This window comes from Micromonospora sp. NBC_00617, from assembly GCF_045161355.1.
Lineage (GTDB): Bacteria > Actinomycetota > Actinomycetes > Mycobacteriales > Micromonosporaceae > Micromonospora.
The window spans coordinates 5,050,506-5,068,640 of record NZ_CP107751.1 but is presented as its reverse complement, the minus strand read 5'-3'; the positions used below and the strand labels follow the sequence as shown (position 1 = coordinate 5,068,640).

Here is an 18,135-nt window from a genome sequence, read left to right as displayed (position 1 = left end):
GTGGTGGGACGCCGCTTTAGAAGATGAGGCGCGAGCAGAGCAGGCAGACAAGAGCCGCCAGCACCACGGCGGCTGCGGCGCCGAAACCGTAGGTGACCCGCTGGGAACGCTGCTCGGCCGCATCCAGGACGGCCATGTCCTGTGGCGGGAGCTGTCGGGGCGGGGCCGGCTCCAGGTGCACCGGGGGACGCCAGCCGGCCGGCGGCGGCACGCTCGGGGGCGGTCCCGCGTACCCGCTCGTGGGTGTGGTGGAGGGTGGGGGTTGGTCCGCCATCCCACCGTCGCCGGTCCCGGGCCGGCGCCAGTAGTCGTCGTCCGGGGTGCTGCCACCGCTGGGGGTCGTCACGGCGTTCGACGCTACCAACGGAGCCGGCGGTCCGGTCGCTTCTGGTCGATGTGCCAACCGTCGGCGAGCGGCCGCCCGCTGTCGCCTGCGCTAGTCTTGCCGCTCGTGAGCACCGAGGACCCCGGCACGCAGGGCGCGCGCGGCGATGACGACCGCACCGTCGACCTGAGCGACGACTTCGTGGTGCTGCCCGAGCAGACCTCGGACGACACCGACCACGGCTGGGGCGAGCGGAGCAGCGGCAACGACGACTGGCTCCTCTCCCAACGCCCCCCACACTGGGACTGACCCCGACGCCGCGCCTGCGGAACGGGCGAGGGGCCGGGCCAGCCGGACCCACGCCCTGACCGCGAGCCTGGGGCGCGCGATCGTCCGCACGGCGGGTCGGGTAAGCCGGACTCCCACCTCGACCGCGGCCCTGGGGCGGGCCACCGGCAGCACGGCCGGTCGGGCCAGCCGGACCGGTGCCCTGACCGCGCCGTTGGCCGCCGGGCAGCCGGTCGCGGTGTCCATGTCGGTGGGGGTGTGCAGGATCGCGGCGGCGAGGCCGAGCAGCGCGGCGACCAGCCCGGCCCGCAGCAGGGTGCGACCGCCAGGCAGGGCGGGCCGGCGCAGCGGGCGCAGCGCCCGAGCGGAGTCCAACTTGCGGTTGATCATCTGCCGCCTCCGTCCCGGATGCCGTCGTGGTGACACCCGTAGAGCGGCACGGTAGGCCGGCAACGGCCCGCAGTGCGGACCCCTCGTCCCCGCCTGTGGACAACTGGCCGGCCTGTGGATAACGCCCATCCACCGGCCGGATCTGCTATCGGGAACGGCGGGACCCGCCATGGCACGAAAAGACCTTGATCAACTCGGTTTCCTGGAATCCGGGCGCTCGACACGGCTCGGACAGGCCGACTTTCGGGAACCCGAGTGGATCAAGGCCAGACAGCGCCGCCCGGGCGATCGCGGGCGGCGCTGTCGGCGAGGCTTGAAAAAGGCTGAGGTCAGGACGCGGAGCTGGCCGCCGGGGCCTTGCCGCCGCCCGACCCACCGGCCGACGATCCACCGGACGACGATCCACCGGACGAAGATCCACCGGACGACGAGGACGAAGACGACGATCCGGAATCCCCACCCGAGGACGAGGACGACTCGGACTTGGCCGGCTTGCTCGGCGTGCCGCCAGCGGACGTCTCGGAGCCGGACGCGCGGGAGTCGGTGCGGTAGAAGCCCGAGCCCTTGAAGACGATGCCGACCGAGTTGAAGACCTTGCGCAGCCGCCCCTGACACGCCGGGCACTCGGTCAGCGGCTCGTCCGAGAAGGACTGCACCGCCTCGAGCTGGTGACCGCACGCGGTGCAGGCGTACTGGTACGTGGGCACGTTCTCCTCCGGTATCTGAGCTCGGTCAGCTGGCACTCGACGTATTCGAGTGCCAATGGTGCGTCATTCGCCCCGGGTTCGTCCAGCGGGCGTGTGGGGCGCGACACCCTGCGCCGTACCCGGGCCGTCGTCAAGCGTACGCATCCCGTCGGTGGGGGTGACGACCGCGCGGACCGGACGGTCGTGCGGCTCCGCCGGCAGCGCCTCGACCAGTTCCCCGTCGTGCAGCGGGACCACGGTCAGGGCCGTCGCGGGCACCCGCGCCAACGCCCGGTCGTACGAGCCGCCGCCGCGGCCCAGCCGTCGGCCGCGCCGGTCGACGGCGAGCGCCGGCACGACCACCAGCTCCGCCCCGGTGACCGCGGCCACGCCGAGGCGGGGGCCGATCGGCTCCCGGATGCCCCGGCCGGCCGCCACCAGAGCCTCCGGCCCGGAGTAGGCCGCCCAGTCCAGGTCCAGGTCGGAAAGGAGCACCGGCAGCAGCAACTCGGCGTCGGGCGGCAGCGCCGACCGCAACACCTCCGGCAGGTCGGCCCCGCCCGGCTCGGAGCCGACCGGGACGTACGCCGTCATCCGGCGCGGGCGCAGCCGGCGTACCAGGGCGACCAGCTCGGCCTGGACGCGCCCGGCGGCCTCGGCCCGCGCCGGAGCAGTCAGGGCCCGGCGGCGGGCGAGCAGGTCGACGCGGGTGTCTCGCTTCGCCACTCGGGTCACTTCCGCTTCATAAGAAAATTCCGGCACGCAACACTCCTGACGCAACGCCACTCCCACGGTTGCTCTGTGTCAGCATCGCAAGCAACGGAGGCGGAACTTCCGGGGGGACCGAGTGACGCTACGCGGGCGGTTGACGGCAGCCTTCCTCGTGGTGGTGCTCGGCCCGGTCCTGCTCGGGGCGTTCTTCGTCGCCTCCACCGTCACGGCCGTCGACCGCAGCCGGTCCACCGAGCGCCTCGCGGTGGCGGCCTCCACGGTGCGTACCTCGGTCGACGCGCTCTGCCAGCAGTTGCGCGCCGCCGCCGACGCGGTCGCCCTCACCGGTGACCCGGCCATCGCCGCCGGCCAGCTCGTCGGCCGTGGGCTGGCGGCAGCGGTGCTGGTCACCGACGTGAACGGACGCGTCACGTACGCCTCGCCCGGCGCTCCGCCGACCCCCTGGCAGGACTGCTCCGAGCCGGCCACCGCGCCGTCCGGCCCGGTCCGCGCGCTGGCCGCCCGGGTGGACCGCCGCGACCCGGCCGGCGCGCTGCTGGGCACGGTGGCCGCCGCGCACCTGGTCGACCCGGCCTTCGTGGCCCGGCTGGCGGTGGTGACCGGGGTCGCGGTCACCCTGCTCGACGGCGGCGCGAGCGCCGCCCGGTTCACCCACACCACCGAGTCCCGAGAGGAACGCGACGCGGTGCTGGCCGCCGCCGGGGCCACCAGCGGCGAGCGGGTCACCGAGAGCACCAAGGGTCGGTACGTGCGCCGGATCGGGCCGTCCGCCGGCCAGCCGCTGCCGCTGGTGTTGTCGGTGCCGAGCGAGCGGCCGCCCGGGCTGCCCGTCACGCTGGCCGGCGTGGTCGTGCTGGCCGGTCTGCTCGCCGTGTTCACCGCCTGGCGTCTGGCCCGGGTGACCACCCGGCCACTGGTGGAGCTGGCCGGAGCGGTCGACCGGGTGGCGCACGGCGACCTGACCGCCCGGGTGCCGGTACGCAGCCGCGACGAGCTGGGACGGCTGGCGGCGGCGTTCAACCGGATGACGCGCGAGACCGGGTCGTACGTCGCCGCGCTGACCAGCAGCCGCGACCAGCTACGTGGGCACCTCGCGGTGCTCGGCGACACCCTGGCCAGCACCCACGACCTGCAACGCATCCTGCGGGTGATCCTGCACAGCGCCATCGCGGCCACCGGGGCGCGGGCCGGGGCGGTGCTGCTGGTGGAGGCCGGCGGGGTGCTCGTCGCGCAGTGCAGCGAGGGGCTGGACGGGCGCTGGCCGGCGGGGAACCCGGACGGGTCCCAGGGACTGCGGGTGCCCGTGGGCGTCGGCGTGGTCGGCGCGGTGGCCGCGACCGGCGAGCCGCAGCGGGGCCGGGTGGAGCCGACCGAGGCCCCGACCGGCGAGCCCCGCTGCCGCACCTACGTCGCGGTCCCCTTCGCCACCCCGGGCGCCGCGACCACCCCGGGCGGCGGCGCGACAACGACCGCCCCGGGCGGCGAGAGGAGTCTCGACGAGGCCGGCGCCGCCGCGGCGCTCGGTGTGCTGGCGCTCTATGACCGGGTGGGCGCGGACGAGTTCGACGACGACGACCTGGTCACCCTGCGCACCTTCGCCGGCCACGCGGCCGTGGCCGTGGAGAACGTCCGGGTGCACGAGGAGGCCCAGCGGCTGTCGCTCACCGACCCGCTCACCGGCCTCTGGAACTACCGCTACCTGCGCGAGTCGATCCGGCGGGAGGTGGAGCGGGCCAGCCGGTTCGGCCGGATGCTCAGCGTCCTCGCCCTCGACCTGGACCGCTTCAAGGACGTCAACGACACGTACGGGCACGCGGCGGGGGACACCGTGCTGGCCGAGTTCGCCCGGCGGGTACGCGGTGAGATCCGCGAGGTCGACCTGGCCTTCCGGCAGGGCGGCGAGGAGTTCGTGCTGCTCCTACCGGAGACCGACGCCCGGGGTGCCGCGATCGTCGCGGAGCGGCTGGGCGCGGCGGTGCGCGAGACACCGATCGCCGTCGAGGCGTACGCGGGGCCGATCGTGGTCACCGTGTCGGTGGGCATCGCCGTCTACCCGGACCACGGCAGCACCGGACGGGAGGTGCTGGAAGCCGCCGACGACGCCCTGTACGCGGCCAAGGCGGCCGGCCGGGACACCTATCGGGCTGCCGAGGCCCGCCCCGACGTGCCGATGTGCGAGCTTCCGGTGCCCTCAGGTGCCGTCAGCCCACCCGACGGGCTGCCGCGCGCCGGCCGGCCCGTGCACGCCCAACGGGAGCCGGGCGGGCCCGCCCGGTCGGAGTCGACCGCTGGCGTACCGGAATCGAACCGGTCGGGGCCGGCGCACGCCCGCCCGGATCCGGCGGACGAGCCGGAGGCCACCACCGGGGAAGGCTCGCGGGCCGGCCCGGACGCCGGCCGGCCGGGGCCGGGCGGCGGCGCGTCTTCTGGGCCACAGCCGCCGCGGCAGAGCCGTGGCCGATAGTCTCGCGGCATGTCGGAGCACTCAGCGAACCCCTCATCGACGGTCGCCGCAACCGGCCGTCCCCTGGCGGTCAAGGCCGTCATCCCGGCCGCCGGACTGGCCACCCGCTTCCTGCCGGCCACCAAGGCGGTGCCGAAGGAACTGTTGCCGGTGGTGGACCGGCCGGTGCTGCAGTACATCGTCGAGGAGGCCACCCAGGCCGGCATCGGCGACGTGTTGCTGATCACCGGTCGGGGCAAGACGTCGATGGTGGACCACTTCGACCGTCGCCCCGATCTGGAGACCAGGCTGGAGGAGAAGGGCGACGCCGAGCGACTGGCCGCCGTGCGCCGGCCCAGTGAGCTGGCCGAGATCTACACCGTCCGGCAGCCGGAGCAGCTCGGGCTGGGCCACGCCGTCGGGTACGCCGAGTCGCACGTCGGCGACCAGCCCTTCGCGGTGCTGCTCGGCGACGAGTTCGTCAAGCCGTCCGAGCCGCTGCTGCCGGCGATGCTGGAGCTGCAGGCCCGCACCGGCGGCGTGGTGCTGGCCTTCTTCGAGGTCGACCCGGCCGACACCAAGCGGTACGGCATCGCCTCCGTCGAGCCGGCCGAGGCGGAGCTGACCGACATCGGCGAGGTCGTCAAGGTCACCGGCATGGTGGAGAAGCCGCAGCCGGAGGACGCGCCGAGCAACCTCGCGGTGCTGGGTCGGTACGTGCTGCCCGGCAAGATCTTCGACGCGATCCGGCGGACCAAGCCGGGCAGCGGCGGCGAGATCCAGCTGACCGACGCCATGGAGCTGCTGCGCACCGAGGGCACACCGGTGCACGCGATCGTCTACCGGGGCACCCGCTACGACACCGGCATGCCGCTGGGCTACCTCCAGACCGTCGTGCAGATCGCCGCCGAACGCGAGGACCTCGGCACCGAGTTCCGCTCCTGGCTGGCCGAGTTCGTCAAGGCCGACGCGGCAGGCGGATCTGGTACATGACCGCGACGGCCGACGCCGAGGCGGCCGCGAACGAGTTGACGCCGCTCGCCGACTACCTGGGCAGCGTGCTGCGCAGGTTACGAGCGCTGCCGCCACTCGACCTCGACCTCACCCAGGCGCACGGCAATGTCCTCGCCGAGGACGTCGTCGCGCCGCACGCCTTCCCGGCCTTCGACCAGGCGGCCGTGGACGGGTACGCGGCCCGGTGGGAGGACATTTCCGGAGGGGGCCGGGGCCCGAGCTACGTCCCGGCCCCCTCCGGCACGCCCGGCGGCCGGACCATCCGGCTCAACGTGGTCGGCGACCTCGGCGCGGCAAGCTGGCGGCCGGTGCGGCTCACCCCCGGCTCGTGCTTCTCGGTGGCCGCCGGGGCGCCGCTGCCCGTCGCCGCGGACGTCGTGGTCCCGGTGGAGTGGACCGACCAGGGCATGGCCGCCGTCGAGATCTTCCGCACCCCCAAACGGGGGTACGGGGTACGCCGCGCCGGTGAGGAGTTGCCGGCCGGCACCCTGCTCGCCCGCGCCGGCACGTACGTCTCTCCGGCCCTCGTCGCGGTCTTCGCGGCGACCGGCATCGGCCACGTGGTGGTCCGGCCCAGCCCTCGGGTGGTCATCGTGGCCACCGGCGACGAGTTGGTCGACGTGGGCCGGGGCAGCCAGCCCGGCCAGGTGGTGGACGCGAACTCGCACGCGCTGACCGCCGCCGCCGCCGAGGTGGGCGCGCTGGCGTACCGGGTGGGTATCTGCGACGACGACCCGGAAGGGCTGCGCGGGCTGCTGGAGGACCAGACCCTGCGCGCCGACCTGATCATCACCACCGGGGGGACCGGCACCGGCCCCGGGGACATGGTGCGGCGGATCCTGTCCCGCCGCGAGGGCGGCCGGGCCGGGCCGGTGACCTTCACCGACGTGGCGCTCTATCCCGGCACCGCGCTCGGGTTCGGCACCGTCGGCGCCGAGGAGGTGCCGGTGGTCTGCCTGCCCGGCGACCCGGGCGCCGCGCTGATCGGCTTCGAGGTGCTGGCCCGCCCCGCGATCCAACTGCTCGCCGGCGCCGAGCCGGTGTTCCGGCCCAGCGTCCGGGCGCACCTGTTGGAGACCGTGTCGTCCCCCGGCGGGCTGCGGGAGTTCCGGCCCGCGCACGTCGCCGAGCGGCGCGGCGGCGGGTACACCGTGCAGCCGCTGCGCGGTGGCCCATTCACCCTCTCCGGCCTGGCCGAGGCGAACGGGCTGCTGGTGCTCGGCGAGCGGGTCACCACCGCCGCCGCCGGCTCCACGGTGGACGTCCTGCTGCTCGACCGGCGTCGGTGAGTGCGCTCGGCTGTTCGTCGACGGTGCACGCGGTGGGTCCACTTGCGCACGATCCGGTCCCGCGCGGGAGACTGTGCGGGTGAGCCTCTTCGGACCCGCACGGGCCCCCGGCTGGCCGGCGGTGCTGGTCGACGGTCCAGTGCTGCTGCGGCCCTACCGGCGCTCCGACGCGGCGGCGTGGTCGGAGGTGCGCCGGGCCAACCGGGCCTGGCTGGCGCCGTGGGAGTCGTCGCTGCCGGGCAGCTGGGACGAGCTGAACTCGCCGGCCGCGTTCCGCTGGGTGCATCGCGACCAGCGGCGTTCCGCCCGCGAGGGTGAGGGGATGCCGTTCGCGGTCTGCCTGCGGGAGGCCGACCGCGACCGGTTGGTCGGGCATCTCAACGTCGGCAGCATCGTGCGTCGCGCCTTCTGCTCCGGCTACGTCGGCTACTGGGTGGACGCCCGGGTCGCCGGGCAGGGCGTGATCCCGACGGCGCTCGCGCTCGCCGTGGACCACGCGTTCGGCCCGGGTGGGCTGCACCGGGTGGAGGTCAACATCCGGCCGGAGAACCGGCCGTCGCGGCGGGTGGTGGAGAAGCTGGGCTTCCGCGAGGAGTCGTACCACGTGCGCTACATGCACATCGACGGTGCCTGGCGGGACCACATCGGATACGCGATGACGAGCGAAGAGGTCGCCGCCGAGGGCGGTCTGCTGGCCCGCTGGCACCGGGTACGCGCCACCGCGCGGTGAGCCGTCCCACGGACGGGATCGGCGCGGCGCGGCGGCATCGCGGTCGGTGCGCCGTAACCTCAAGTAACTGCAAGCTGCGGCAAGCGCCCAACGCCCGGACGATCTACGCACCCAGGGACGATCGGTGGAAGATCCTGCGGTCGGGGAGCGTTTGCTCCGAATTCGGTGACGGGAGGGGTGAGGGTGCCGACCTCGGTGCTCCTCGCCGTCCTCGCCGCCGCCGGCCTGCTCGCCCTGGCCCCGGCGCTGGTTCGCCGATACGACGCCACCGAGCGGCTGGTGGCGGAGCGGGCGCAGTCGACGGCGCGGGTGCTCCAACGCCGTCGACGGCGCCGCACTGTGCCAGGACGGCAGCCCGTGCACCCGCCGCGCTCCCTCGTCGTCACCCTCAGTGAAGATGCGACTACAGGGAGGCTGGCCACGCCGGTCTCCGCGCCCCCGGCGGCACGCCGCTCCGGCCGGCTGCGGGCCGTACCGCCAGCACCGAAGCGTTCCCGCCGTCGTCCGCCGCGCCGGCAGCACACCCCCGCCGTGTACCGCCGACGCCGGGTTCTCGCCGCGCTGCTGCTGCTCAACGTCGTCGAGTTGATCGGCGTGCTCTTCGTCAGCCCCGGCTTCTGGATCGGCTTCTCGGTCACCTTCCTGCTGCTGGCCCTGTACGTCGTACACCTGCGCGGGCGGGCCCTCGCCGGCCGCCGTCGCCGCCGCGCCCGCGCCCGGGAGGCGGCGTGGCTGGCCGCCCGCCAGGCCGAGGTCCGCCGCGAACAGGCCCGCCGCGCGGCGGCCCGCCGGGAGGCGCAGCGCCGCCTGGCGGCCCAGCGCGAGGGGGTACGCCGGGCGGCCATGGGCCTCGACCGGCCCGGAGATTTGCCGGCGGCCGTCAACGGCGGCTCGGTCTCGTACCGCCGCTCCGGCGGACTGCGTGGCCGCCCCTACGAGGCCGGCCGCGGCGCCTGACCCCGCGCTGCCCGGGCCCGCGCTGCCCGGGCCCGCGCTGCCCGGGCCCGCGCTGCCCGGGCCCGCGCTGCCCGACGTCGCGGCGCTTGGGTCTCGTGGCGCTTGGATCTCGCGGCGCTTGATTGACTCCGGCTCGCCGATGTGGCGGTATCGCCGGGAGATGATGCCGCCATATCGGCGATGTCGAGTCGATCAAGGGCGTGCGGGCGTTTGATCGACGCGACTTCCTGGAAGGCGGGGTGTCGAGGCGTCCGGGATGCCCCGGTTTCCTGGATGCCGAGTCGATCTCCGTGCTGGTGTCAGCGCCGCAGCGGGGGCGGATTCGCGGTGGAGGCCGGCGACCTGTTAGCCTTGCTGCCGGCCCGCCCGGTGTAAGCCGGGTGGGACCGAAGCCGGTTCGCCGGCGGGGGGCTGTGGCGCAGACTGGTAGCGCACCTCGTTCGCATCGAGGGGGTCAGGGGTTCAAATCCCCTCAGCTCCACCCCAGGTCAAAGGCCGTTTCCGCGAGTCGGAGACGGCCTTTTCCGATCTTGACGGTAAGCACGGCGGCGTGGACGTGCACGGTCAACTGAAGCGCTCGGTGGTCACGAGCACCAGGCCGTGCTGCCGCAGGACCTCCGTCAGCTCGTAGAGGATCGAACCCAGCGCCTCGGCGCTGCCGGCTCCCAGCAGAGCGGTGAGGTCGAGGCCCCAGGCGAGTGTGTGGCCGACTCGTCGCAGGTCCCACGAGAACTGGTGGCCGCCTCTCTCATGGTGCCCGCCGGCGGCGGATCCGGCGGTGCCGCCGTCCGTCGTCCTCCAGATGGCCCTCAGGGCAGCCACCTGATCCGCCCGGAGATCCTTCGCGAAGAGGACGCGGTACACGCGTCGCTCGTGGAAGCCCTCCGGTGGCTGTGTCGGGCCGAGCCGCAGTGGCGGGGCGGTCGCGAAGGCTTGATGGTCACGGAAGTACGAACGCAGGACCGCTTCGGAGGGCAGGTGCCCGCCTCCGAGGCGGCGGTAGGCGGCTACGGCGTCGGCGCGTGCGCTGGGAACAACCCGGGCGAGCACGTCCGGATCGGTGCGCAGGCCGCGACTCAGCGGGGCGGAACTCCACCAACCGGCGCTCGGCGTCCAGCCCGCGCTGTGCAGACCCGACGTGGTGAAGTCGCGGTGCCGGGTGAACTCCTCGACGAGGAGGCCCTCCACCTCATGATCGTCGTGCGTGGACCGGACCAGGTGGTAATCCAGCGAAGGCCCAGCGCGCGGCCGATCGGTGCTCATCAGCCCCATCCTCCGGCCACGCCGTACCCCGGGCAAGAGTGATTTGTCCATACCAGACGGTGAATCGTAGACGTCGATCATGTCGCCCATCCGACTGGCCGCAGCCGAGAGACATGTTCAGGAGTGCTTCTGGCATCAGTTGACGCCCGGGAGTACCCGGGCCGCCCACACGGGGAGCAGAGAATGACGCACACCGCTCGACACCGGATGCTCGCCGGCACCGCCGCCGGCCTGCTGGCCGCCTCTCTCGGCGTCGCCCTGTCCTCGACGGCGACCGCCGCCCCCAGGCCCGCGGCCACCAGCGCCTGCACGATCAGCACGCTGCCGTACCCGGCGGACACCTACCGCGCCGAGGCGAACGCCATCGACCCGTCGGGCCGCTTCGTCGCCGGCACCGCCCTGCGGGTCGGGGAGAACGACAACCAGTACCTGATGCTGCTCTGGGACGGGCAGCGGCTCACGGAGGTCGAGGCCCCGGGCGTCAGCGGATTCGATCCCGCCGACATCAACGAGAGCGGCATCGTGATCGGCAACGGCTGGGAGAACGGCAGCCCTCGGGCGTGGCGGTACCGCGACGGTCGGTTCGTGCAGTTGCCGTCGCCGCCGTCCGTCGACGTCTCCGTCACCGCCATCAACAAGGCAGGCGACATCGTCGGCGTCGGCTCGGACAACGCGTCCGGGGAGTACGTCGCGCTGCGCTGGCCGGCCGACCGGCCGGGCACGGTCGAGGTGCTCGACGCCCCGGTCAACGCCAGGCCGAGCGGGATCACGCCGAACGGGACCATCGTCGGTTCCGCCGGGGAATTCGCGAACTGGACCGGTTGGGTCCGCCGGCCGAACGGCCGGATCAAGCCACTCGCGGTTCCGGGTGGCGGGTCCACCGAGGTCTACGCGGCAGCGGGTCACTGGGCCGTCGGCCGGGTCAGCATGGTCGACGCCCAGGCGGACATCGTGCGGTGGGACCTCCAGGACGGCTCGTACACGACGCTCGACCAGCAGGTGGGCCTGCTGGACGACGTCAACGCCAAGGGTGTCGTGGTCGGCGGTGACCGGGTCGCGCGCGGTGCCACGTCCCGGGTCCTGCCCGGCGGCGGCGAGCGGGTGGGCCTCGGCGCCCGGTCCATCGCTGACACCGGTGCCATCGTCGGTTTCCGCAACGACGACCGGGTGACTCCGGTCCGCTGGACGGGCTGCTGAGCGCGCGACAAACGGGGGCGTGGGGCCGGTCCGATCAATCGGGCCGGCCCCACGGCACGTCACGGCTTCCAGGAGCCGGCGGTCGCGAACCTGTGCTGGTACTCCAGCACTCCCGCGGTGTCGCGCACGTCGAACACGACGCTGCCAGTGCGCTTGGTGCCCGCGGTCAGGTCGTTGGCAGCCGGCATCGGTTTGCCGCAGCCGGAGAAGGCGCCAGCGATCGCGTTGGTCTCCGTGCCGTCGGCGGCGACCCACTGGAAGTAGAGCGGGTTCGCCGAGGCGGTGCCCTTGGTGACCGTCACCGTCACGTCGGCGATCACGTACATGCCCTCGTCGGGCTTGAGGCCGTACGACGTGCAGGGCTTGGTGGCGGTGCTGAACTTCGTCACGGTGATCTCGACGGTGCCGCCGTTGTCGTCGATGACCAGGGTCTCCCCGGCGGACATGTTCCGGGTGTCGCCGTCGGTGGACGCCCGGGGCGACGGCGCGGTGGTGGCCGGGGGCTGCCCGACACCACGGGTCACTTCAGGGGTGGGCAGCGCGTCGGTCACCTCGTTCGCGGCGCGGTTCGCGCCGATGACGACCGCCACGATGCCGCCCGCGCAGCACAGCAGGGTGAGCACGGCTGCGGTCACCGCGATGGCCACCACGGTCTTCTTGGAGTTCTTCGTCGGCACGGGCGGCGGCATGAGCGGGTAGCCCGGTACACCCGGCGGCGGGTAGGCCCCAGCGTTGGGCTGCGGATATGCGCCGCCGGCCTGCGGGTACGCGCCGCCCGAGAACGGTGGCTGCGGCGGGTTCGCCGCTGCCGACCACGGGTTGGGTGGCACCGGCGCCTGCGGGACCGTCGGGTCGGCGGCGGACCGCTGCGGCTGCGGTGTCGCCGCGAACGGTTGCGTCGGCGGCTCCGGGTTCGGCTGCTGAGGGTCCTGCGGCCCGGCGGGGGGCTGGGGGTGGGTCACCGTACTCCTTGACGCCTCGTACGTGCGGGTCGGGAACCCGTCGACGCTACCGTGCGTCGCCGACCCGCCGGTCGCCGCGCCGGCTTGTGTCCCACCGTCCGCGAGTCGTCGACGGACCGGCCAGCATGGACGGTGCGGGGGTCAGCGCAGCGGAAGAACGGCGGCGGTGCGGACCAGGCCGTCGGCGACCACGAACCGGCCGGTGATCGTGCTCGGGGGATCGGCGACCTCCGCCGCGTCCACTCGCGCCGGTGCGATCCGGGCGGTGAACGTACCGGAGTCCGGGTCCAGCGTGAGGTGGGCGTCGAGGAAGTCGAGCCAGCTTCCGACGACGGGGTGCCAGACCTTGTAGACGGTCTCCTTGGCGCTGAACAGCACGACGGGCCAGAAGATGTCGGAGGGTAGCCGCGCAAGGCTCTCCTCCTCCTCGGGCAGCAGCACGAGTCGGCGTACCCCCGCATTGATGTCGCGGTGCCGTTCGGCGTCCATGCCGACCGATCGCAGATCGGTGGCGCGCGCCGCGGCGGCGGCGCAGTAGCCGGTGGTGTGGGTGATGGTGCCGACCACCCCGGCGGGCCAGATCGGCGCGCGGTCGGCGGCGGCCGGCACGGCCACCGCCGGCAGGCCGAGGTCGGCCATCGCCCGTCGGGCACACACCCGGCCGGCGGTGAAGTCCCGTCGACGGGTCTGTACCGCCCGTTCGCCGAGGCACGCCTGTTCGGCGCTGAAGAGTTCCCCGGTCCAGTCGTCGGGTGCGGCGACCGCCACGGCGACCGTCGGAGGCAGGAGGTCACGCATCGCCGCCACCTACCGTCGGGTAGCTAAGGGGCATCCGCTCGACCGTCAGATTTCCGACTCCCACGACGGGAGAAGGTACCGCAAAGATGTAACACCGGAGGGACGCGTCGCGCTCTCCAGGATGGCTCCGGGGGGACCACCATCAACAGCTGGACAGTCCCGCGAACATCTGGAGAGGACCTGCGATGAACGATGGCACCGAACCGCCGGGGGGTCGGGCCGACGACCACGCACCGACGACCCCGGGCTGGAGCTGCGGCTCCTGCGGCGACGAGTGGCCGTGCGCGACGAAGCGCAGCCGGCTGATCGCGGAGTACGGGGATGATCGGGCCATGCTCAGCGTCTACCTGGGCTCGTGTCTCGCCGCCGCCGCCGAGGACCTGCGAGCGGCCCCGGTGATGTCGTTGCAGGATCGGTTCATCGGCTGGCTGCCACGCGGCGCGCGACGTCGCTGAATCCGCCGGTGGCCCCGCCCGACCTGGGCGGGGCCACCGGTGGGCCGGGGCGGGCTCAGGCCCGGCGGCGCCGGCGGGTCAGGGCGAACCCGAACACCCCGGCCACCGCGGCGAGCACGCCGCCGATGCCGGTCCAGATCCACCGCGAGCCGAGATCCGGCAGCCAGTCCGCCAGCGAGTCGCCCGCGTCGTCGGCCTCCGGGTCGGGCGTCGGTACGGCGTTGAGCACCGTGCCCGCCCTGGTGTTCGCCACCAGCGGCGCGGCCAGCTCACCGTCGTCGGCCGAGGCGCCCCGGTCCGCGAGGACGCCGACCAGCAGGTCCACGTCGACGGGTGCGCCCAGGTCGGGCTCGGGCAGGTCGATGACGGAGAGCCGGACGACGTACGTGCCGGGCAGCGGGTCGGCCGACCACGGCTCCGCCCAGGGCCGCACCTCGCGCAACGTGCAGCCCAGCGCCACGCTCGACGCCTTGCCGTCCACCGTCGGGGTCTGCGCCCCGGCGGTGCACGCCTGCCGTCGGCGCAGCCCGTCGAACACGTCGATGGTCCAGGTGGAGGCGCCGCTGCGTGCCTTCGGGAAGGTGACGGTGGCGCTGATCTCGTGCACCTGGCCGGCGGTCGCCGGGAACGACCAGTAGAGGTGGTCGCCGACCGAGGCGTCCACCCGCACCGATTGGCCGGCCGTGATCGGGGTGGCGGTGAGGAACGAGGTGCCGGCCCGGGTCACCGGCGTGGCGCCCGGAGACGGGGTGGGGGCGGCCACGGCAGCCCCGGGCAGCAGCGCGGCCCCACCGGCGGCGAGCAGCGCCGCCAGTGACCGGAACAGTGCGGTACGCATCAGTTCTCCCTCCAGGTGGCGACCCACCAGCGGGTGAGCAGGCCGGCGATCAGGCCGGTGAGCAGGCCAGCCACGGTGAGCAGGGCGAGCAGCACCCAGCCCCGGCCGAGGTCGGGCCCGTCCGGGGTCCCCGCGGCGTCGACCACGTCGATGGTCAGCTCCACCGGCATGCCGGGAGTCGTCGCGGTGCCCGGACGTGCGGCGAACGAGTTGCTCACCACCAGGCAGACGGTGGTGGGCTCGACGACGGGCGTCGAGGTCTCGGTGGTCGCGTTCTCGTCGTCGGCGGCGTCCTCGTCGTCGGCGATGGCCGACCAGCGCAGACCGGCGGAGAGCACGTCGGCCCGGCCGCTGCCGGCGTCCGCGCCACGGACCAGTTCCCGGCCATCCGCCGCGGTGGCCCGCAGCAGCACCCCGTAGTCCCGGTTCACCGGCCGGTCCAGCGCCATGCTCACCGACGCGCGCAGCTCCTGCCCGGGGCGTACGGGCACCCGGTAGTAGCGGTGCTCGGAGAACGCCTCCCGGTCGGCGTACACGCCTGGGGCGAGCAGCGGCGCGGAGTCACAGGCGTTCGCGCCGCCGACCACGGTCGGGGCCCGGGTGTGGGTGTCACCGGCCCGCTCGACGAGCTGTTTGATCCGGCCGGTCAGCTCGTCGGCGCTCTGCGCCGCGGTGTAGGTGCCTCCGGTCGCCCCGGCGATGCAGAGCAGTTGGCGGCGTACCTTCTCGTCGGGCGCGAGACCGAGCGTGTCGACGACCAGGCTGGTGCCCTGCGCGGCCAGTTCCCGGGCCACCTGGCACGGGTCCGGCGGTGCGCAGGTGTCCTCCCCGTCGGTGATCAGCACGATCCGCCGGGTGGTGGCGCCGGTGCCCAGGTCCTGCGCGGCGGAGCGCAGCGCGAGCCCGACCGGGGTGAACCCGGTCGGTCGGAGTGTCGCGACCGCCGCCTTGGCCCGGGTCCGGTCGACCGGACCGACCGGGACGATCTGCTGGGTGTCCTGACAGCCGACCTTCTTGTCCTTGCCCTTGTAGGTCGCGCCGAGCACCCGGATGCCGAGCTGGGTCTCCTCCGGCAGCGCGTCCACCACCTCGTTGAACGCCTGCTGGGCCACCGAGATCCGGCTGCGCCCGTCGATGTCCGCGGCCCGCATCGAGCCGCTGACGTCGAGCACCAGCTCGACCCGGGGCGGCTCGGCCGCCTGCTCCTCGTCGGCCGCCGCCGGGACCGGCCCGGTCAGCGCGGTGGTCGCCAGCAGTCCGAGGAGGACGGCCGCCGATCGTCTGAAGTTGATCACGGCCGGCAGTGTAGTGAAATCCACTTTGGATGATCATTGGGGTGGTTGGTCGTCCCGGATGACCGGGGAGGCGCGGGACCCGGCTGGGTCAGGCGGGCGGGTCGAGCAGTGCGACCAGCCGCTTCGGTGCGATCTCCCGGTACGCGTCCCGGCACAACTCGTCGATCTCGGCCCAGTCGACGGTGCCGTCGAGCCGTACGCCGACCCAACCCCGACCGCCGACGTAGGGCGGGCGGAAGAAGCGGACCGGGTCGGCGGCGGTCAGCTCCGCCTGGGCGCCGTTCGGCGCGGCGCACCAGAGGTGGGGAAAGTCGTTCTGGTGGTGCCCGTCGGCGTGCAGGGTGACGAACACGCTCTTGTCCCGGACGAACCAGGTCGGTGACCCGTGGCTGAGGCGCTCGGTCACCTCGGGCAGCGCGAGGCAGATCGCCCGGACCCGTTCCAGCAGCTCCACGGCACCCCGCCTCCCGTCCCGATCGCGACGCCCACCACGGCGAGCCTAGTGCGTCGGGCCGCGTCGCCGGCAGCCCTCGCGGCGGCCTCCGTCGGCGTCGAGACGGCCGGTTCGGGGCGCTGGGTCCACGCCAGGTCACCCTCGGTCAACGGTTGGAGGGGAGTCGTGGGCCCGGGTGGAATCCGTCGGAAATCTGACCCAAGTTGACCCGTTGTGCCGGTGGTGCGCGGTGGTTAAGCTCTTCATGCGCGCCCCAATCGCCCGCTTCCCCCGTGGCAGGCGATCGGGGCGCGCGTCTTTGTGTAAGAGGTCGGGCCCGCACGCGTGACGCGTGCGGGCCCGATTTCCGTCGCGCTGTGCGGCGCGTCGCCTGCCGGTGCTTATATCCAACGGCCGTCGAGCCACATTCGGGACAGCCAGTCCGAGTACGGGATCAGCCGTCCCACGAAAATCGGATAGAAGTACGCGAAACACAACGCCACCAGCAGCACGTACGCCCCGGCCGCGATGCTGCCCACCAGCCGGCGTTCGTAGCCCGCGTCGCCGGGCACCAGGGCTGCCGTCTCACCCACGTCGCCGTCGGGTGGAGCGATCAACGCGCCCAGCACGTACACCACGGCCAGCACCAGGAACGGCAGCGCCGGCGCGACGTAGAACGAGAACATCGTCCGGCCGTCGAGGGCGAACCAGAACCAGGGCAGCAGGCCGGCGGCCACGGTGAGCAGGATCGCGCCGGCCCGCCAGTCCCGTCGGGCGATGCCCAGCCAGACCAGCGCCACCAGGGCGGGCAGGAACGACCACCACAGCAGCGGGGTGCCGAGCAGCAGGATCTCCGAAGCGCAGGTCGGTGCCCCGCAGGCGCCGTCGCCGGACCAGTGGAACGCCACCGGCCGGCCGAGCAGCAGCCACTGCCACGGCCACGACTGGTACTTGTGCGGATCATCGAGCTGGGCGTGGAAGCCGTACGCGGCGCGGTGGTACTCGAAGAGGTTGACCAGCGGGCCGATCACCGGGGTGTCGCTGAGCGGGGCGCTCGGATAGGCCGACGCGAGCCGGTAGTAGCCGTCGTCGCTGAGCAGCCACCCCGACCAGGTGGCGAGGTAGGTGCCGACCATCAGCACCCCAGCCAGCACCAGCCAGGGCACCTCGTCGAGCAGGGTGTCCCGCCAGGGCCTGCGGACGCCCGCCGAGCGACGGACCCCGACCTCCCAGAGGACCACGAACAGGGCGAACACCGGCACGAAGTAGAGCGCGCTCCACTTGACGGCGCAGGCGCAGCCGATCAGCACCCCGGCGGCGAGCCGCCACCACGGCCACGTGCGCCAGCCGGCCGGCGGCCGGCCCGCGCGCCCCGGCAGGCTCGGGTCGAGCCCGTCGTCCAGGGCGCGCGCCCAGCGCCGGCGGCGGGCGTCCCGGTCGAGCACCAGCGCGCCGAAGGCGGCCAGCACGAAGAACAGCAGGAAGATGTCGAGCAGCGCCGCGCGCGACAGCACCAGGTGGAAGCCGTCCAGCGCGAGCAGCAGACCGGCCGCGCAGCCGAGCACCGTCGAGCGGAACAGCCGCCGGCCGATGCGGACCAGCAGCAGCACCGACAGCGTGCCGATCACGGCCGCCGAGAACCGCCACCCGAACTCCGGCGCGGTGGTGAACAGGTGCCCACCGACGGACACCTTCGAGTCCGCGTCCTGGTAGCCGAAGGCCCACTCGCCGACGCCGATCAGCCACTTGCCCAGCGGCGGGTGCACCACGTACGACGGGACGTTGTCCTTGTAGTTCCACTCGACGCCCCGGCTGATCAGCCCGTACGCGTCCTTGGCGTAGTACGTCTCGTCGAAGATCTTGCCCTTGGGGCTGGACAGGCCCACGAAGCGCAGGATCCCCGCGATCACCACCACCACGGCGGTCGCGAGCCACGAATACGGGTCCATCCGGGTGTCGACGGTGGCGAACCGGCGACGGACCACGGCGGATATGCCCCCGCCGTCGGCACGTGGTGCCGCCGGTTCCTGGTGAGGGCTG

General features: G+C 73.6%; 18 protein-coding genes and 1 tRNA gene. 9 read left to right on the top strand and 10 right to left on the bottom strand.

Features of this window, described 5'->3' with window-relative positions:
- Positions 1 to 16: 16 nt before the first annotated feature.
- Positions 17 to 346: a hypothetical protein gene (locus tag OG505_RS23205; protein WP_405427508.1), complete on the bottom strand. Its 330-nt coding sequence runs from the start codon at positions 344 to 346 to the stop codon at positions 17 to 19.
- A 105-nt stretch (positions 347 to 451) separates the two neighbouring features.
- Here OG505_RS23205 and OG505_RS23200 point away from each other — a divergent pair, with 105 nt between their 5' ends.
- Entirely contained in the window at positions 452 to 634 is a 183-nt protein-coding gene (locus tag OG505_RS23200; RefSeq protein WP_405427507.1) for a hypothetical protein, read from the top strand.
- A 698-nt stretch (positions 635 to 1,332) separates the two neighbouring features.
- Here the strand turns inward: OG505_RS23200 and OG505_RS23195 are convergent.
- Together OG505_RS23195 and OG505_RS23190 are read right to left on the bottom strand one after the other, a co-directional pair.
- On the bottom strand, positions 1,333 to 1,746 hold the full coding sequence (locus tag OG505_RS23195) for an FmdB family zinc ribbon protein (protein WP_405427505.1): 414 nt from the start codon (positions 1,744 to 1,746) through the stop codon (positions 1,333 to 1,335).
- Positions 1,747 to 1,773: 27 nt separating this feature from the next.
- A complete protein-coding gene (locus tag OG505_RS23190; protein ID WP_405427503.1) occupies positions 1,774 to 2,451 on the bottom strand; it encodes a 5-formyltetrahydrofolate cyclo-ligase in 678 nt (225 codons plus the stop codon).
- An 85-nt stretch (positions 2,452 to 2,536) separates the two neighbouring features.
- Between OG505_RS23190 and OG505_RS23185 the strand changes: the two genes are divergently transcribed.
- The 6 genes from OG505_RS23185 (at position 2,537) to OG505_RS23160 (ending at position 9,335) form a co-directional block, all read left to right on the top strand.
- Positions 2,537 to 4,885, top strand: coding sequence for a diguanylate cyclase (locus OG505_RS23185; RefSeq protein WP_405427501.1), 2,349 nt, complete (start codon positions 2,537 to 2,539; stop codon positions 4,883 to 4,885).
- A gap of 9 nt (positions 4,886 to 4,894) precedes the next feature.
- The gene (locus OG505_RS23180) at positions 4,895 to 5,857 is read left to right on the top strand and encodes a UTP--glucose-1-phosphate uridylyltransferase (RefSeq protein WP_405427499.1); all 963 of its coding nucleotides are present in this window, start codon (positions 4,895 to 4,897) and stop codon (positions 5,855 to 5,857) included.
- Positions 5,854 to 7,167: a gephyrin-like molybdotransferase Glp gene (gene glp / locus OG505_RS23175; RefSeq protein WP_139582488.1), complete on the top strand. Its 1,314-nt coding sequence runs from the start codon at positions 5,854 to 5,856 to the stop codon at positions 7,165 to 7,167. Before OG505_RS23180 ends, glp begins: the two co-directional genes overlap by 4 nt.
- Positions 7,168 to 7,246: 79 nt before the next feature.
- On the top strand, positions 7,247 to 7,897 hold the full coding sequence (locus OG505_RS23170) for a GNAT family N-acetyltransferase (RefSeq protein WP_234584369.1): 651 nt from the start codon (positions 7,247 to 7,249) through the stop codon (positions 7,895 to 7,897).
- 177 nt (positions 7,898 to 8,074) lie between these two features.
- Positions 8,075 to 8,854 carry a hypothetical protein gene (locus OG505_RS23165; protein ID WP_405427497.1) on the top strand — a complete coding sequence of 260 codons (780 nt, stop codon included), beginning with the start codon at positions 8,075 to 8,077 and terminating at the stop codon, positions 8,852 to 8,854.
- A 407-nt stretch (positions 8,855 to 9,261) separates the two neighbouring features.
- Positions 9,262 to 9,335: transfer RNA gene (locus tag OG505_RS23160), tRNA-Ala, on the top strand.
- A gap of 83 nt (positions 9,336 to 9,418) precedes the next feature.
- On the opposite strand, the gene OG505_RS23155 is transcribed toward OG505_RS23160, so the two are convergent.
- The gene (locus OG505_RS23155) at positions 9,419 to 10,117 is read right to left on the bottom strand and encodes a hypothetical protein (RefSeq protein WP_405427495.1); all 699 of its coding nucleotides are present in this window, start codon (positions 10,115 to 10,117) and stop codon (positions 9,419 to 9,421) included.
- Positions 10,118 to 10,300: 183 nt separating this feature from the next.
- On the opposite strand from OG505_RS23155, the gene OG505_RS23150 reads away from it, so the two are divergent.
- Positions 10,301 to 11,314 carry a hypothetical protein gene (locus OG505_RS23150; protein WP_405427493.1) on the top strand — a complete coding sequence of 338 codons (1,014 nt, stop codon included), beginning with the start codon at positions 10,301 to 10,303 and terminating at the stop codon, positions 11,312 to 11,314.
- A gap of 59 nt (positions 11,315 to 11,373) precedes the next feature.
- Here OG505_RS23150 and OG505_RS23145 read toward each other — a convergent pair whose 3' ends face one another.
- The gene (locus OG505_RS23145) at positions 11,374 to 12,276 is read right to left on the bottom strand and encodes a hypothetical protein (protein ID WP_405427491.1); all 903 of its coding nucleotides are present in this window, start codon (positions 12,274 to 12,276) and stop codon (positions 11,374 to 11,376) included.
- Positions 12,277 to 12,417: 141 nt separating this feature from the next.
- Positions 12,418 to 13,074 (bottom strand): 4'-phosphopantetheinyl transferase, encoded by a 657-nt coding sequence (locus tag OG505_RS23140; RefSeq protein WP_405427489.1) that lies wholly within the window; start codon positions 13,072 to 13,074, stop codon positions 12,418 to 12,420.
- 185 nt (positions 13,075 to 13,259) lie between these two features.
- On the opposite strand from OG505_RS23140, the gene OG505_RS23135 reads away from it, so the two are divergent.
- Positions 13,260 to 13,529, top strand: a complete 270-nt coding sequence (locus tag OG505_RS23135) for a hypothetical protein (protein WP_405427487.1) — start codon at positions 13,260 to 13,262, stop codon at positions 13,527 to 13,529.
- Between the two features lie 55 nt (positions 13,530 to 13,584).
- On the opposite strand, the gene OG505_RS23130 is transcribed toward OG505_RS23135, so the two are convergent.
- The 4 genes from OG505_RS23130 to OG505_RS23115 form a co-directional block, all read right to left on the bottom strand.
- Positions 13,585 to 14,367 carry a peptidase gene (locus tag OG505_RS23130; RefSeq protein WP_405427485.1) on the bottom strand — a complete coding sequence of 261 codons (783 nt, stop codon included), beginning with the start codon at positions 14,365 to 14,367 and terminating at the stop codon, positions 13,585 to 13,587.
- Positions 14,367 to 15,662: a VWA domain-containing protein gene (locus tag OG505_RS23125; RefSeq protein ID WP_405427483.1), complete on the bottom strand. Its 1,296-nt coding sequence runs from the start codon at positions 15,660 to 15,662 to the stop codon at positions 14,367 to 14,369. The genes OG505_RS23130 and OG505_RS23125 overlap by 1 nt, the downstream gene beginning before the upstream one ends.
- Positions 15,663 to 15,750: 88 nt before the next feature.
- Complete coding sequence (locus OG505_RS23120) at positions 15,751 to 16,116, bottom strand: MmcQ/YjbR family DNA-binding protein (RefSeq protein ID WP_405427481.1); 366 nt, start codon at positions 16,114 to 16,116, stop codon at positions 15,751 to 15,753.
- A gap of 380 nt (positions 16,117 to 16,496) precedes the next feature.
- The gene (locus OG505_RS23115) at positions 16,497 to 18,044 is read right to left on the bottom strand and encodes a dolichyl-phosphate-mannose--protein mannosyltransferase (protein WP_405434653.1); all 1,548 of its coding nucleotides are present in this window, start codon (positions 18,042 to 18,044) and stop codon (positions 16,497 to 16,499) included.
- Between the last annotated feature and the right edge of the window lie 91 nt (positions 18,045 to 18,135).